General features: G+C 65.1%; 12 protein-coding genes. 3 read left to right on the top strand and 9 right to left on the bottom strand.

The window, feature by feature from the left end; translation table 11 throughout:
• Positions 1–89: 89 nt before the first annotated feature.
• Complete coding sequence (locus LY284_RS07470) at positions 90–2,207, top strand: M3 family metallopeptidase (RefSeq protein ID WP_014190967.1); 2,118 nt, start codon at positions 90–92, stop codon at positions 2,205–2,207.
• A gap of 140 nt (positions 2,208–2,347) precedes the next feature.
• Positions 2,348–3,118 carry a hypothetical protein gene (locus tag LY284_RS07475; protein WP_014190966.1) on the top strand — a complete coding sequence of 257 codons (771 nt, stop codon included), beginning with the start codon at positions 2,348–2,350 and terminating at the stop codon, positions 3,116–3,118.
• Positions 3,119–3,146: 28 nt separating this feature from the next.
• Here LY284_RS07475 and LY284_RS07480 read toward each other — a convergent pair whose 3' ends face one another.
• Entirely contained in the window at positions 3,147–4,424 is a 1,278-nt protein-coding gene (locus tag LY284_RS07480) for an amidohydrolase family protein (protein WP_014190965.1), read from the bottom strand.
• 76 nt (positions 4,425–4,500) lie between these two features.
• Complete coding sequence (locus LY284_RS07485) at positions 4,501–5,328, bottom strand: nitrilase-related carbon-nitrogen hydrolase (RefSeq protein ID WP_231927713.1); 828 nt, start codon at positions 5,326–5,328, stop codon at positions 4,501–4,503.
• 107 nt (positions 5,329–5,435) lie between these two features.
• Here LY284_RS07485 and LY284_RS07490 point away from each other — a divergent pair, with 107 nt between their 5' ends.
• Positions 5,436–6,359: a LysR family transcriptional regulator gene (locus tag LY284_RS07490; protein WP_014190963.1), complete on the top strand. Its 924-nt coding sequence runs from the start codon at positions 5,436–5,438 to the stop codon at positions 6,357–6,359.
• Here the strand turns inward: LY284_RS07490 and LY284_RS07495 are convergent.
• The 7 genes from LY284_RS07495 to LY284_RS07525 all read right to left on the bottom strand — a co-directional run bounded on the left by LY284_RS07495 (position 6,319) and on the right by LY284_RS07525 (position 15,108).
• Positions 6,319–6,903: a GNAT family N-acetyltransferase gene (locus tag LY284_RS07495; protein ID WP_014190962.1), complete on the bottom strand. Its 585-nt coding sequence runs from the start codon at positions 6,901–6,903 to the stop codon at positions 6,319–6,321. The two genes, LY284_RS07490 and LY284_RS07495, sit on opposite strands and share 41 nt — an antisense overlap.
• A gap of 81 nt (positions 6,904–6,984) precedes the next feature.
• The gene (locus LY284_RS07500; RefSeq protein ID WP_045450417.1) at positions 6,985–9,762 is read right to left on the bottom strand and encodes a sensor histidine kinase KdpD; all 2,778 of its coding nucleotides are present in this window, start codon (positions 9,760–9,762) and stop codon (positions 6,985–6,987) included.
• A gap of 665 nt (positions 9,763–10,427) precedes the next feature.
• Entirely contained in the window at positions 10,428–11,003 is a 576-nt protein-coding gene (kdpC, locus tag LY284_RS07505) for a potassium-transporting ATPase subunit KdpC (RefSeq protein ID WP_014190960.1), read from the bottom strand.
• 4 nt (positions 11,004–11,007) lie between these two features.
• Positions 11,008–13,140 carry a potassium-transporting ATPase subunit KdpB gene (kdpB, locus tag LY284_RS07510; RefSeq protein WP_014190959.1) on the bottom strand — a complete coding sequence of 711 codons (2,133 nt, stop codon included), beginning with the start codon at positions 13,138–13,140 and terminating at the stop codon, positions 11,008–11,010.
• A 14-nt stretch (positions 13,141–13,154) separates the two neighbouring features.
• Positions 13,155–14,912, bottom strand: coding sequence for a potassium-transporting ATPase subunit KdpA (gene kdpA / locus LY284_RS07515; RefSeq protein ID WP_014190958.1), 1,758 nt, complete (start codon positions 14,910–14,912; stop codon positions 13,155–13,157).
• Positions 14,909–15,004, bottom strand: coding sequence for a K(+)-transporting ATPase subunit F (gene kdpF / locus LY284_RS07520; RefSeq protein WP_041730256.1), 96 nt, complete (start codon positions 15,002–15,004; stop codon positions 14,909–14,911). The genes kdpA and kdpF overlap by 4 nt, the downstream gene beginning before the upstream one ends.
• Entirely contained in the window at positions 15,001–15,108 is a 108-nt protein-coding gene (locus LY284_RS07525; RefSeq protein WP_193788504.1) for a potassium ABC transporter ATPase, read from the bottom strand. The genes kdpF and LY284_RS07525 overlap by 4 nt, the downstream gene beginning before the upstream one ends.

The raw sequence follows: 15,108 nt of genomic DNA on the forward strand, positions 1-15,108 counted from the left end.
CCCGCCCCAATAATCTCCAAACGAGCCGGCGCGGGGCGTGCTGCCCACCCCGCGACGTGCGCTTCACCCAACACCAGAACGGGAGAGCCATGAGCGATACCACCAATACCTCCAACACGGCAGCAGCCAATCCGCTGCTCGATTTTTCCGATCTTCCGCGTTTTGGCGAAATCGAGCCCGCGCACGTCACGCCGGCGCTCGACGTGCTGCTCGCCGATGCGAAAGCCGCCGTCGATCGCGCGGCCGCGCCCGAGACGCCCGCGACCTGGAAGGACGTCGTCGAGGCGGTCGAGCAGGAATCGGAAAAACTGTCGCGCGCGTGGGGCGTCATCGGCCATCTGAACGCGGTCGCCGATACGCCGGAACTGCGTGCCGCCCACGCCGAAAACCTGCCGCGCGTCACCGAATTTTCCGCGAGCGTCGGCCAGAATCTCGCGCTGTACGAGAAGTACAAGGCGATTGCCGCCGGCACGGAATTCGCCGGGTTGTCCGCCGAGCGCAAGAAAATCCTCGAGAATTCGCTGCGCGACTTCCGCCTTTCCGGCGCTGAACTGCCCGAAGACCGCAAGCCGCGGTTCGCGCAATTGCAGGAAGAGCAGGCTGCGCTCGCGAAGGCGTTCTCCGATCACGTGCTCGATTCGACGAACGCTTATGCGTATGTCGTCACGCAGGAGAGCGATCTCGCCGGCCTGCCCGATGACGTGATCGAAGCGGCCCGCGAAGCCGCCCAGCGCGACGGCAAGCAGGGCTGGAAATTCACGCTGCATTTCCCGTCGTATTTCCCGGTGCTGCAATATGCCGAACATCGCCCGATGCGCGAAGCGATGTACCGCGCGTACGTCACGCGCGCGTCCGAGCTCGGCGCGACCTATGGCGGCGGCAAAGCCGAATGGGACAACACGGCGAACGTCGTCGAAAATCTGAAGCTGCGCGAGGAAGAAGCGAAGACGCTCGGCTATCAGAATTTCGCGGAAGTGTCGCTCGCGCCGAAGATGGCCGAGTCGCCCGCGCAGGTCATCGCCTTCCTCGAAGATCTCGCGAAACGCGCGCGTCCTTACGCCGAGAACGACTGGATGGAACTGCGCGCTTTCGCCGCGACGGAACTCGGCATGCCCGAGCTTCAGCCGTGGGATATCGCGTATGCGGCCGAAAAGCTGCGTCAGAAGCGTTATTCGTTCTCCGAAAACGAAGTGAAGCAGTACTTTCCGCAGGAAGCCGTGCTGAAGGGTCTCTTCAAGGTCACGGAAACGCTTTTCAACGTGTCGATTCGCCGCGACGAGGCCGCCGTGTGGAACCCCGACGTGCGCTTCTTCCGCGTCGAAAACAAGGACGGCACGCTCGTCGCGCAGTTCTATCTCGATCTTTACGCGCGCGAAGGCAAGCGCGGCGGCGCGTGGATGGACGACGCGCGTTCACGTCACAAGCGCACGCAAGGCGGCGTGCAGACGCCGGTCGCGTATCTCACCTGCAACTTCTCCGCGCCGGTCGGCGGCAAGCCCGCGTGCTTCACGCACGACGAAGTGATCACGCTGTTCCACGAGTTCGGGCACGGGCTGCATCACATGCTCACGCGTGTGGACGAGCTGGGCGTGTCGGGCATCAACGGCGTCGAGTGGGATGCGGTCGAACTGCCGTCGCAATTCATGGAGAATTTCTGCTGGGAGTGGGACGTGCTCACCGACATGTCCGCGCACGTCGATACCGGCGCGCCGCTGCCGCGCGAGCTGTTCGACAAGATGCTCGCCGCGAAGAACTTCCAGAGCGGTCTGGGCACGCTGCGCCAGATCGTGTTCTCGATGTTCGATATGGTGCTGCACACGTCTTACGATCCGGCGAACGCGACGCAGAACGTGAACGACCTCGCGCGTGAGATCAACGAGAGGTTCCATGTGATTCCGCAAGCGCCGTTCTCGCGCTGGCCGAACACTTTCAGCCATATCTTCGCGGGCGGGTATGCCGCGGGGTACTACAGCTACAAGTGGGCCGAAGTGCTTTCAGCCGATGCGTACGCGGCGTTCGAGGAAGCGGCCAGGGCGGGCAACGGCTCGGTGCTGGACGCGAGCACGGGCACGCGTTATCGGCGGGAGATTCTGGAAGTCGGCGGCAGCCGGCCGGCGATGGATTCGTTCAAGGCGTTTCGTGGACGGGAGCCGGATATCGATGCGTTGTTGAGGCATAACGGGATGTCGGGCGCGGCGGCGAACTGACCTGCACCTCGCTCAAGTGAAACCCCGGTCGTGCGGCCGGGGTTTTTTTATCGCTAAAGATTTCATGCCTGCCTTCCGATATCCCGTTGTCGGCGCGCCTTAGGGCGTGCGCTGCAATCAATCGGAACGCAAAAAAAGACATGAAACTGCTCCAGAAACTGATGCTGCTCGCTCTGCCCATTCTTGCCGCATGCGGAGGCGGCGGCAGCGACGACAAAACCTGCGTGTCCGACCTGAGCAATCTCACGAAGTCATGCGTTCCGACGACGTCGCATGCACTGCCGGAAGGCATCTGGTATGGCGCGGTGAACTCGTCGCAGTCGGTGGCGGCGCAGACGATCGTGCTGGAAAACGGACAGTACTTCAGCATCTTCACGCGGGGCGGCTCGTTCATCTGGCTGATCGAAGGCATCATGAGCGCGACCGACGGCTCGTTCACCGATTCCGCGACCAACGGCTTCCACTCGCTCGGCGCGATCCGCGGCGGCTCGCTGACCGGCAATTTCACCGCGAAGAGCACGCTTTCCGCGACGACCAGCCTCTTCGTCAGCCCGGACACCACGGCGACGAGCTTCAACGGCAACTACAACTCGACGTACGACACCCCGATTTCGATCAACGACGTCGCGCGCACGTGGACGAGCGCAACCGGCGTGTCGCCCGCATCGACGATCACGTTCGCGGCCGACGGCACCGCCAGGGGCGTGCAGGTCGCGTGCACGTTCACCGGCACGTTCAAGCCTCGCGCGAGCGGCAAGCATCTGCTCGACGGCACGCTCAGTTTCACCGGCGCGGCGTGCTTGCTCGATAACGTGTCGATGCCCGTCGAAGCGACGGTCGTGAACGGCCAGCTCACTGTCGTCGGCGTCACGCCGCAGCGCGATCAGGCGTTCTATCTGTCGGCGCAGTGACGCAAAGCCGGCCCGGCAACGTCGAGAATCATTGCCGCTCGATGCGGAAATCGACTTGCGACGGCCGGCCTTCCAGCGACAACGCCGCGCGCACCGCCGGGCTTCGGCTCACCACCTTGCCCTGTCGCACGACCGCGATGCGCGCCGCCCTCAATCGAATCGCCTCGATAGGGTCCCGCGCATCGAGCACCACGCAATCCGCGTTGCATCCCACTTCGATCCCATAGCCTTCCAGCCCGAGAATTCGCGCCGGATTCTTCGTCACCGCATCGAAGCACGAGCGCATCGCATCGACGCCCGTCATCTGCGCGACGTGCAGGCCCATATGCGCGACTTCGAGCATGTCGCCGGAGCCGAGGCTGTACCACGGGTCCATCACGCAATCATGGCCGAACGCCACCGTGACGCCCGCCGCCATCAGTTCAGGCACGCGCGTCATGCCTCTGCGTTTCGGATACGTATCCGAGCGCCCCTGCAACGTGATGTTGATGAGCGGGTTCGCAATCGCGTTCACGCCCGCCTCGCGCATCAGCGGAATGAGCTTGCTGACGTAGTAGTTGTCCATCGAATGCATCGACGTGAGATGCGAGCCGGTCACACGCCCATGCAGCCCGAGCCGATGCGTTTCCGCCGCGAGCGTTTCGATATGACGCGACATCGGATCGTCGGACTCGTCGCAGTGCATGTCCACGCGCAAGCCCTGCTCCGCCGCGTATTCGCACAGCAGTTTCACCGATGCCGCACCATCCGCCATCGTGCGCTCGAAGTGCGGAATGCCGCCGACGACATCGACGCCCAGCGCAATCGCGCGCTTCAGGTTCTCGAACGCACCCGCGCTGCGTAACACGCCGTCTTGCGGAAACGCGACGAGTTGCAGATCGAGATACGGCTTCACGCGCCGCTTCACTTCGACGAGCGCCTCGACGGCGAGCAGGCGCGGATCGCAGACATCGACATGAGAACGGATCGCCAGCAGCCCGCGCGCGACGGCCCAGTCGCAGTACTGCAACGCCCGCTCGACGAGCGCTTCCTGCGTGAGATCGGGCTTCAGTTCGCCCCACAGCGCGATGCCTTCGAGCAGCGTGCCCGACGCGTTCACGCGCGGCAGGCCGTAGGAAAGCGTGGCGTCCATATGGAAATGCGCATCGACGAAAGGCGCGGTGACGAGCGAGCCGTTCGCATCGATCTCCTCGCGCGCCGTCGCCGAAAGATGCGGCTCGATCGCGGCGATGCGCCCCGCTTCCATGCCGATATCGACAAGTCCGCGCGAATCCGCGAGCGCCGCGCGGCGAATGATCAAATCCATGTGCGAAGCCTCCGTCCCGTACTGTGTCGCTCGATTGTATCGGGACAGAAATGCCGTGCGCGCGCGCTTTAACGCATCAGCGCATCACGCGATTCCGGCCGACGATCGCGAAGCTGAGCGGCAGCGCGCCGCGCGGCGCCGCGCGCTCGGTTTCGATCGCAACCGGATACGCGTTGCCCCGATGCGCGAGCGGCGCGTACAGTTCGGGCCGGCGCGCGGCCAACGCCCGCCGTCCGCTGCTCGCCGCCGCCAGCGCAGGCGACACGCGCGCGACGATCAGGCCATCGCTCGCGCCGGCATGACGCGCGAGCACGCGGCCATCGGGACCGACGATCAGCGCTTGCTCGCCCGATGCGTGGCCGTAGGCGATATACATGCCGTTGTCGGCGGCGCGCGCGGCGAGCGTCGCGCGATGCGGCCGCTCGCCGCGCACCGGCGCGATGAGCAGCGTCGCGCCCATCAGCGCCGTCATCCGCACGTTCTCGACGACATCGTTGTCCTCGCCGATCAGCACGCCAATGCGCATGCCGAAGGGCGCGTCGAACACGGTGAAGCCGTTGCCGCCGTGAAAGCCCCGGCGCGTCGCATGCAGCTTGCGATGCCGCACGCGCGCGCCGCCCGGAAAGCACAGCGCATAGCTATCGTAAAGGCGGCCGTCTTCCGTGCGCTCGATCCAGCCGATGCCCGCCGCGACGCCGGTCGCATCGACGGCGGCGCTCATCCGGGCCGCGAGCTCATCGAACGATTCGGCGTGCGCGTCGTCCAGTGCGGCGGGCGGGAAGACGGCGAGCTGCACGCCCTGCCGCGCGGCATCGGCGAGTTTTGCGGCGATGAAGGTGCGATCGTCGGATTCGAGCCCGATCACGGCGATGCGAAACGATGCGGCTTCCAGGCGGGCTTTCAAGCGTGCCTCCGGCGAAAAACGAGTCAATGGCCTCATTGAACCGCTCGCGCATCGATTAGTAAAATGAATGTTTTGACCGATTCGATTACTGTCTGGAATCGAAGACCATGGAACTGAAGCTCCTGCGCGCCTTTCTCACCATCGCCGAATTGCGTCATTTCGGCCGCGCGGCCGACGCCTTGCATTTGAGCCAGCCCGCGCTCAGCAAGCAGATCGCCGTGCTGGAGGCGAGCCTCGGCGCGCGCCTGTTCGAGCGCGGCCGTCACGGCGCGGACCTGACGACCTTTGGCGACGGCTTCATCGCCGATGCGCAAACGCTCGTGCGCGATGCGGACACCGTGCTCGCCCGCGCGCGCGAAGCGGCCAGCGGCACGCGCGGGTTTCTGCGCGCCGGCTTGTGCCTGTCCACGCTCACGCACGTGCCGAAGCTCATCGCGGAATTCGGCGCGCTGAATCCGGGCGTGCGCATCACGCTGCACGATCTTTCGTCGCACGAGCAGACGCATCGCATTCTCGCGGGCAAGCTCGATGTCGGATTCATGCGCATGCCCGCGAGCGCCGGGCTCTCGGGCTTCACCCTGCTCGACGAGACGCTCGCGCTCGCCGTGCCCGAGCACACGCGCCACACGTGTCTGCCCGCGAATCTGGACGAGTTGAACGAGCCGGGATTCATCGCGCTGTCGCGCACGCGCGGGCCGGGACTGGCCGCGCAGATCGACCGCTGGTGCGCGGAGCACGGCTTCACGCCGCGCGTGATTCAGGAAGCGGACGACATCCAGTCCGTGCTGGCATCGGTGGCGGGCGGCGTGGGCGCGGCGTTCCTGCCTTCACGCGCGCAATATCTGCTGCGCGATGCCCGCGTGTTGACCTTGCGCGACCGGCCCGCGCGATGGCGCGTCGGACTCGCATGGCACGCCGGGCGCGAGAGCACGGTCACGGCGCGCTTCGTCGCCTTCATGAAAGCGCGCGTGAAAGCGCTGAAGACGCGCGCTACGCTCGACGATCGAGCTTCGCAAGCAGCATCGCTTTGACGCCGGGCCATTCGTCGTCGATGATCGAAAAGCGCACCGAGTTGCGTTTGCGTCCATCGGGCATGATGCGCTCGTGCCGCACGACGCCCTCCTGCGTCGCGCCGACGCCGAGTATCGCCGCGCTCGATTTCTCGTTGCGCTCGTCGGTCGTGAACTGCACGCGCACGCACTGCATCGCGTCGAACGCGTGCGCGAGCAGCAGATATTTCGCTTCCGTGTTGATGCCCGTGCGCTGCGTCGATGCCGCGAGCCACGTATGGCCGATCTCCAGTTTGCGGTTCGCGCGGTCGATCTTCCAGTAGCGCGTGCTGCCGACGACTTTGCCATCCCGAAGCCGCACGACGGCGAACGGCATCACCGTGCCCGCATCGCGGCCCGCCAGCGCCGTCTCGATGTATCGGTCGATCGTGTCTTCGTTGGGCACGACCGTCACGCTCAGATTCCAGAGCTCGCCATCGGCGGCGGCGTCGAGCAAGGCGGCGCGGTCTTCGCGTTGCAGCGGGCGAAGCTGCACGCGCTGTCCGTTCAGGGTGGGTTGGCTCATCGGTCGTGGGCGGCTTTTTCGTGAGCGGACATGATAAGGCGCGGCGTCGAATAGCGTTGGACAGCCGATGGCCGGCGCCGCTCAGACATCGCCCGCCGCCTTCGATTCGACATCTTCGTCGGGCGGCACGTCTTCCGGCGCGGCATCGTTCGCGGGCAGCGTGAACCAGAAGCGCGCGCCTTCGATGCGCCCGTTCGCGTCCGCGCGATTTTCCGCCCCGATCTGCCCGCCATGCGTCTCGACGATGGCGCGGCAGATCGCGAGACCGAGCCCGATGCCCGGTTGCGCCGATTCTTTCTCGCCGCGCGTGAATTTGTCGAAGAGACGGTGCTGCATGCCGGACGGCAGGCCCGGCCCTTCGTCGTCGATGCACACGCGCACGAAGCGCGCATCGCCGTCGTGTTCCAGCGCCGCGCCGATGCGGATCGGCGTGCCCGGCGGCGTGTACTTCGCGGCGTTCTCCAGCAGGTTCGCGAAGAGGCGCTCCATCAGCACGGCGTCGAGCCGCAGCAGCGGCAGGTTCGCCGGCACATGCGCCTGCACCGCGCGCCCCGCGAGCACGCGCCGCGATGTGGCGAGCGCCGCGCCGACGGTTTCCTCCAGCATCGACCACTGCCGGTTCAGGCGGATCGCGCCCGCTTGCAGCCGCGCCATATCGAGCAGATTGACCACGAGCCCGCTCATGCGCAGCGCTTCCTCATGAATCGCGTGCACGAGTTCCTGCGACGCCTGCTCGCCGCCGCCCGCTTCGCGCGCCTGTTCTTCGAGCACCGACGCGAAGCCGACGATCGACGTGAGCGGCGTGCGCAGATCGTGCGAAATCGCCGACAGCAGCGAATTGCGCAGCCGCTCCGATTCCATGTTGACGAGCGCGTCCTGCGCGATTTCGACGTAATGCACGCGTTCGAGCGCGAGCGCGATCTGCGACGCGAACGTCTCGATCATGCGGCGCTGCTCGGGCACCGCAAGCTCGGCCTCGCGCCCGGTCGAGAGCGCGAGCACGCCGCGTGTGCGCATCGGCGCCTTGAGCGGCAGATAGAGCGCCTGGCTCGCGGGCAGGGTGTCCGTGCCGCGTCCCGCCGGCTTTTGCTGATCGTAGACCCATTGCGCGATGTCGAGATCGAGGCACGCGGCGTCGAGCGTCACATCGGGATTGGGTTCGCCGACTTTCTGCCTGACCTTGTCGGCGGCGTCGGGCAAAAGGATCGCGACTTTCGACTGAAACACTTCGGCGACATGCCGCGTGCCGATCTCGATGATCTGCTCGGTCATCAGCGCGGCGGCGAGCTCTTTGGTCATCGCGTACATGGCGCCGGTGCGGCGCTCGCGCTGCGACGCGATGCGCGCCTCGCGCCGCAGGCTCGACGTGAGATGGCTGATCGTGAGCGAGGTGAGCAGCATCACGACGAAGGTGAGCAGATATTGCGTGTCCGTCACGGAGAACGAAAGCTCGGGCGCGACGAAGAAGAAATCGAACGCCGCGACCGACAGAAACGACAGCATCACGCCCGGTCCGCGTCCGAGCTTCACCGCCGCGAAAATCACGCCGAGCAGATAGAGCATCACGAGATTCGTGATCGCGATCTGGCGCGCGGCGAGCCCTTGCGCGACGAGCGTGATGCCCGCGCCGATCGCGAGCGCATAGCCATACGCGCGCGGGGACGAATGCGCGCCGTCGCGCCAGGTGCCGAAAGCCTCGGCGAGCGTGCGGCGATTCGCATCGCGCGTGCCGGTCGAGACGAGCGTCACGTCGATATCCGAGCCTTGCCCGATGATGCGTTCGCTCACCGTCCGCTCGAAGCGCCGCCGCCACCCCGCCTTGCCCGACGCGCCCGCCACGAGCTTCGACACGTTGCGCATGTGCGCATAGTCGATGAGCGTCGCGGCGGCATCGGCGCCGTCGAGCGTCACGGTTTCCGCGCCGAGTTCGGAGGCGAGCTTGAGCGCATCGAGCGTGCGTTTTCTGATGTCGTCGGAGAGGCGTTGCAGCTTCGGCGTTTCGACGTAGACCGCGAGCCAGTCCGCCTTGAGCGCCGCGGCGAGCCGTGCGGCCGCGCGCACGAGCGTGGCGCTTTCCGGGCCGGGGCCGATGCAGGCGATCAGCCGTTCGCGCGCGCGCCAGATGCGTTCGATCGACTGATCGGCGCGGTACTCGCGCATTTGCGCATCGACGCGGTCCGCGGTGCGGCGCAACGCGAGTTCGCGCAGCGCGATGAGATTGCCTTTGCGAAAGAAGTTGCGCACGGCGTGTTCGGCCTGCTGCGGCAGATAGACCTTGCCTTCGCGCAGGCGGTCGAGCAGTTCCTCGGGCGGCAGATCGACGAGCGTGACTTCATCGGCGAGATCGAACACGCGGTCGGGCACGGTTTCCCAGACGCGAATGCCCGTGATGCGGCCGACGATATCGTTGAGACTTTCGAGGTGCTGAACGTTGACGGTCGTATAGACGTCGATGTTCGCATCGAGCAGCTCTTGCACGTCCTGCCAGCGCTTCAGGTGACGCGAGCCTTGCACGTTCGAATGCGCGAGTTCGTCGACGAGGATCAGTTGCGGTTTTCTTTGCAGCGCGGCGTCGAGATCGAATTCCGTGATGACGCGGTGTTTGTATTCGATGCGCGCGGGGGGCAGTGTTTCTAGTCCTTCCAGGAGCGCGAGGGTTTCCTTCCGGCCATGGGTTTCGACGATGCCTATGACCACGTCCACGCCCTCGTCGCGGCGGCGGCGCGCAGCCTGCAACATCGCGAAGGTCTTGCCGACGCCGGCCGATGCGCCAAAGAAGACTTTCAGCGTGCCGCGGTGGCGTTTTTCTTCTTCTCGATGGAGTTTGTCGAGGAGTTCGTCGGGGGTTGGGCGGGGCATTTGGTTCTTGCTGGCGCTTTGGAGGTTCGTTTTGCTTCGGCTATTTGCCGGATCCCGTAATCGTGTCGGTTTATTGGCACTGCCCCTCCCCGGGGCGGGGGTAACTTTCTTTGCTGCTGCAAAGAAAGTCACCAAAGAAAGCAGCTTTGTCACCGCCCGCGGTCACACGCAGTTTGGCCACTCTTCTCCTCGGGGAACGGCCCTCGCCTAAAGAGTGCCCCCATAGGCCCAATCGGGCTTGGATCGCGCACGATCCGTCACATCGCACCACACAACGAACCGGTACAGCCATATCAAGCTCCAGCCCGCTTCGCGGCCGACGGGTTAGTCGGGTACGCGAGCGCACTTGCGTACCGCTGGTTTCCCTCGCATCCCCCACGGCAGCGCGTAGCGCTGTGCCGAAGCTATTTCGTGCTGAACCAGCGCCCTCAAAGTCATGGCTTGTCAGACCGTGCGCGATCCCAGCACGATGGGTCCTGTGAGAGCGACACTTAGGCGAGTGCCACGGTGGGCTGGCAAGCATGGCCAAACTGCGTGTGACCGCGGGCGGTGACGAAGCTGCTTTCTTTGCCTACTTTCTTTGCAGCAGCAAAGAAAGTAGGTGCCGCCCCGCACAGGGGCAATGCTAATAAACCGACACGAAAACGGGATCCAGCGAAAAAAAACTACTTCGCCGCTCCAGCGGCATCCAACGCAAGATTCAATTTAAGCACATTCACCCGCGGCTCCCCGAACACTCCAAACTGCCGCCCCACAATAGCCCCAGCGACAAGCGCTTCGACCTGCGCAACAGCCATCCCTCTCTCCCGCGCAACGCGTTCAACCTGATACGCAGCAGCAGCCGGGCTAATCTCCGGATCGAGCCCACTGCCAGAAGAAGTCACGAGATCAACCGGCACAGCGCCGGAAGCGCCGGAGGCACCTAAAGCAGCAATCCGCCCCTTGACCTCATCAGCCAGCGCCCCATTCGTCGGCCCGAGATTCGAGCCGCTGGACCCGCCAGCGTTATAAGGATTCGGCGTCGTCGCCGACAAACGCCCCCAGAAATACCGAGGCGCATCGAACTGCTGCCCGATCAGTTCCGAGCCGACCACTTTCCCGTCGCGTTCGATCAGGCTGCCATTCGCCTCGCGATGAAACGCCGCCTGCCCGACCGCCGTCACGATCGCGGGATAAACGAGCCCCGTAACGATCGTCAGCGCGACGAACATCACGATAACGGGACGCAAGATGTTCTTCATGATTTCAACTCCATCCGAGTGCGGTGATCACCATATCGATCAGCTTGATGACCGGGAACGGCAGCACGATGCCGCCCAGGCCGTAGACCAGAAGATTGCGTCGCAAGAGCGTCGCCGCGCCCAACGCGCGATACTTCACGCCCTTCAGCGCAAGCGGAATCAGAAACACGATGATCAGCGCATTGAAGATCACCGCCGACAGAATCGCCGACGAAGGCGACGCCAGATGCATCACGTCCAGCACGCGCAATTGCGGATAAGTCGTCGCGAACGCGGCCGGAATGATCGCGAAGTACTTCGCGACATCGTTCGCGATCGAAAACGTCGTGAGCGAACCGCGCGTCATCAGCATCTGCTTGCCGATCTCGACGATCTCGATCAGCTTCGTCGGGTTCGAATCGAGATCGACCATGTTGCCCGCTTCCTTCGCGGCCTGCGTGCCCGTGTTCATCGCCACGGCAACGTCGGCCTGGGCGAGCGCGGGGGCATCGTTGGTGCCGTCGCCCGTCATCGCCACCAGCCGCCCCTCGGCCTGATGCGCGCGGATCGTCGAGAGCTTCGCCTCGGGCGTCGCTTCGGCGAGGAAGTCGTCGACGCCCGCTTCCGCCGCGATCGCCGCCGCGGTCAGGCGGTTGTCGCCCGTCACCATCACCGTCTTGATGCCCATCTTGCGCAACTCCGCGAAACGCTCGCGAATGCCGCCCTTCACGATGTCCTTCAATTCGATCACGCCGAGCGCGCGCGTCCTGCCTTCGATGCTTTCCGCGACCACGAGCGGCGTGCTGCCGCGACGCGCGATCTCATCGACGGCGCTCTGCACGTCCTGCGGAAAACGCCCGCCGCGCTCTTCGACGTACTTCTTCACCGCTTCGGCCGCGCCCTTGCGAATCTCGCGATTGGGCAGATCGACGCCGCTCATGCGCGACTGCGCCGAGAATGCGAGGAAGTTCGCATGCAGCAGGCCCAGGTCGCGCTCGCGGATATTGAAGCGCTGCTTCGCCAGCACGACGATACTGCGGCCTTCCGGCGTCTCGTCGGCCAGCGACGCGAGTTGCGCGGCATCCGCGAGATCGCGCTCGGCGATGCCCGGCGCCGGCACGAACGACGACGCCTGGCGATTCCCGAGCGTGATGGTGCCGGTCTTGTCGAGCAGCAGCACATCGACGTCGCCGGCCGCTTCCACGGCGCGGCCCGACGTGGCGATCACGTTCGCCTGCAACATGCGGCTCATGCCCGCGACGCCGATCGCGGAAAGCAGCCCGCCGATGGTCGTCGGAATCAGACACACGAGCAGCGCGACGAGCGCGGTGATCGTCACGACATGGCCCTGCTTCGCCGCGTCCACGGCAAACATCGAGAACGGCAGCAGCGTGGCCGTGGCGAACAGCAGCACGAGCGTGAGCGCGACGAGCAGGATCGTCAGCGCGATTTCGTTGGGCGTCTTCTGACGCTTCGCGCCTTCGACCATCGCGATCATGCGATCGAGAAACGCCTCGCCGGGATTCACCGACACGCGCACCACGATCCAGTCCGACAGCACGCGCGTGCCGCCCGTGACCGACGAGAAGTCGCCGCCCGACTCGCGGATCACCGGCGCGGACTCGCCCGTGATCGCGGATTCGTCGACGGACGCGACGCCTTCGATCACGTCGCCGTCGGCGGGAATGACATCGCCCGCTTCGACCAGCACGACATCGCCTTTCACGAGATCCGTCGAGGTCGTGATGCGGATCGGCGATTTCGGATGCGGCTCGTTGAGCTTCTTCGCCATGACGTTGTGCTTCGCCTGCCGCAGCGACGCGGCCTGCGCCTTCGAACGCCCTTCCGCGAGCGCCTCGGCGAAGTTCGCGAAGAGCACCGTGAACCACAGCCACAGCGCGATCGCGAGGATGAAGCCCGCGGGCGCTTCGGCGTCCCCGGCGAGCGCGGCGATCCAGAGCACCGTCGTCAGAATGCTGCCGACGTAGACGCAGAACATCACCGGATTGCGCAACTGCGTGCGCGGCGCGAGCTTCTTGAACGCATCGGCGATCGCGGGCCTGAGAAGCGACGGATCGAACATCGAGCGTGCCGCCGTGCGCGCCTGCCCGAGATTCTCCGGGCGATGCAGCGGCGGCGTTTGATTCAGTTGGGTCATGCTGTCCTCGAAGTTCAGTGGCCTGCGATCATGGTGAGATGCTCGACGATCGGGCCGAGCGCGAGCGCAGGTACATACGTCAGCGCGCCGACGAGCAGCAGCGTGCCGAGCAGCAGCACCACGAAGAGCGGACCGTGGGTCGGCAGCGTGCCCGCATTCACGGCGAGGCGCTTTTTCGCGGCGAGCGAACCCGCGATCGCGAGAATCGGCACGATGGTGCCGAAGCGCCCGAACCACATCGCGATGGCGAGCATCGAGTTGTAGAACGGCGTGTTCACCGAAAGCCCGGCGAACGCGCTGCCGTTGTTGTTGGCGGCGGAGCTGAAGGCGTAGAGGATTTCGGAGAAACCGTGCGCGCCCGGATTCGCGATGCCCGCCTTGCCCGCTTCCGTGAGCACGGCGATGGACGTCCCCACGAGAACCAGCAGCGGCGTGAGCAGGATGACGATGGACACCATCTTCATGTCGAACGCTTCGATCTTCTTGCCGATGTATTCGGGCGTGCGCCCGATCATCAGCCCGGCGACGAACACCGCCAGCAGTGCGAACGCGAGCATGCCGTAGAGACCGGAGCCGACGCCGCCGAAGATTACTTCGCCGAGCTGGATCAGCAGCATCGGGACGAGGCCGCCGAGCGGCGTCAGCGAGTCGTGCATATCGGCGACCGCGCCGCAGGATGCCGCCGTTGTCACCACGGTGAAGATGCCCGATTGCGCGATGCCCAGGCGCGTTTCCTTGCCTTCCATGTTGCCGCCCGCCTGCAGCGCGGACGCGTGCGTATCGACATGAAGCGACGCGAAGAGCGGATTGCCCGCCTGTTCCGCCGAGATCTCGGCGACGCACGCGACCGTGAGCGCGATGGTCATCGCCGCGAGCACGGCATAGCCCTGACGCCGGTCGCCGACCATGCGCCCGAAGGTCATGCACAGCCCCGCCGGAATGATCAGGATGGCGAGCATCTGCATGAAGTTGGAAAACGGCGTCGGGTTCTCGAACGGATGCGCCGAGTTCGCGTTGAAGAAGCCGCCGCCGTTGGTGCCGAGCATCTTGATCGACTCCTGCGATGCGACCGGGCCCATCGGCAGCGTCTGTTTATCGACCTTGACGGTTTCTGTTTGCGTTTTGTATTGCGTGACTTCGAGCGTCGGCACGTCTTCATACGCCTTGAAGTTCTGGATCACGCCCTGGCTTACGAACACGAGCGCGAACACGACCGCGAGCGGCATGAGCACGTAGAGCGTCGAGCGTGTGAGATCGACCCAGAAATTGCCGATGGTCTGCGCGCTATGGCGCTTGAAGCCGCGTATCAGCGCGATCACCACGGCGATGCCCGTCGCCGCCGACAGAAAGTTCTGCACCGTGAGGCCGAGCATCTGTGCGAGATAGCCGAGCGTGCTTTCGCCGCCGTAGTCCTGCCAGTTCGTGTTGGCGACGAAACTGACGGCGGTGTTGAACGCGGCGTCGGGCGTCATGCCGCTCATGCCCTGCGGATTGAGCGGCAACATCCCTTGCAGGCGCAGGATCGCGTACAGCACGAGCGCGCCCAACGCGTTGAAGAGCAGCACGGCGAGCGCGTACTGCTTCCACGACATCTCCGATTCGGGATCGACGCCCGCGAGGCGATAGAACACGGACTCGACAGGCCGCCCGATTCTGCGCACGACGACGGACGTGCCCTCGAACACGTTCGCCATGTAGCGCCCGAGCGGAAGCGCGAGCGCGATCAGCACGACGATGAATATCGCCGTCTGCGTGAAGGTATTCGCGTTCATTCGAGATCCTCCGCACGCAGAAGCGCGTACACGAGGTAGACGAAAAGCAGCAGCGTCGAGGCTGCGGCGAGCCACATCATCCAGAGATTCATGAGCGGCCTCCCGACGCGCGGCGGCGCAGTTGCTCGCAGCCGCTCGTGAGCGCCACGCAAAGCCCCCAGAAAAGGACGATGCCGGCGAGGTAAAGCAAGTCCAT

The sequence above is a fragment of the Caballeronia sp. PC1 genome, assembly GCF_021353155.1.
GTDB classification, from domain to species: domain Bacteria; phylum Pseudomonadota; class Gammaproteobacteria; order Burkholderiales; family Burkholderiaceae; genus Caballeronia; species Caballeronia cordobensis.

What these genes read in the sequence shown, in the direction of transcription:
- LY284_RS07470 (WP_014190967.1), top strand. Translation starts at nt 90, where the DNA reads ATGAGCGATACCACCAATACCTCCAACACGGCAGCAGCCAATCCGCTG.
- LY284_RS07475 (WP_014190966.1), top strand. Translation starts at nt 2,348, where the DNA reads ATGAAACTGCTCCAGAAACTGATGCTGCTCGCTCTGCCCATTCTTGCC.
- LY284_RS07480 (WP_014190965.1), bottom strand. Translation starts at nt 4,424, where the DNA reads ATGGATTTGATCATTCGCCGCGCGGCGCTCGCGGATTCGCGCGGACTT.
- LY284_RS07490 (WP_014190963.1), top strand. Translation starts at nt 5,436, where the DNA reads ATGGAACTGAAGCTCCTGCGCGCCTTTCTCACCATCGCCGAATTGCGT.
- LY284_RS07495 (WP_014190962.1), bottom strand. Translation starts at nt 6,903, where the DNA reads ATGAGCCAACCCACCCTGAACGGACAGCGCGTGCAGCTTCGCCCGCTG.
- LY284_RS07500 (WP_045450417.1), bottom strand. Translation starts at nt 9,762, where the DNA reads ATGCCCCGCCCAACCCCCGACGAACTCCTCGACAAACTCCATCGAGAA.
- kdpC (WP_014190960.1), bottom strand. Translation starts at nt 11,003, where the DNA reads ATGAAGAACATCTTGCGTCCCGTTATCGTGATGTTCGTCGCGCTGACG.
- kdpB (WP_014190959.1), bottom strand. Translation starts at nt 13,140, where the DNA reads ATGACCCAACTGAATCAAACGCCGCCGCTGCATCGCCCGGAGAATCTC.
- kdpA (WP_014190958.1), bottom strand. Translation starts at nt 14,912, where the DNA reads ATGAACGCGAATACCTTCACGCAGACGGCGATATTCATCGTCGTGCTG.
- kdpF (WP_041730256.1), bottom strand. Translation starts at nt 15,004, where the DNA reads ATGAATCTCTGGATGATGTGGCTCGCCGCAGCCTCGACGCTGCTGCTT.
- LY284_RS07525 (WP_193788504.1), bottom strand. Translation starts at nt 15,108, where the DNA reads ATGGACTTGCTTTACCTCGCCGGCATCGTCCTTTTCTGGGGGCTTTGC.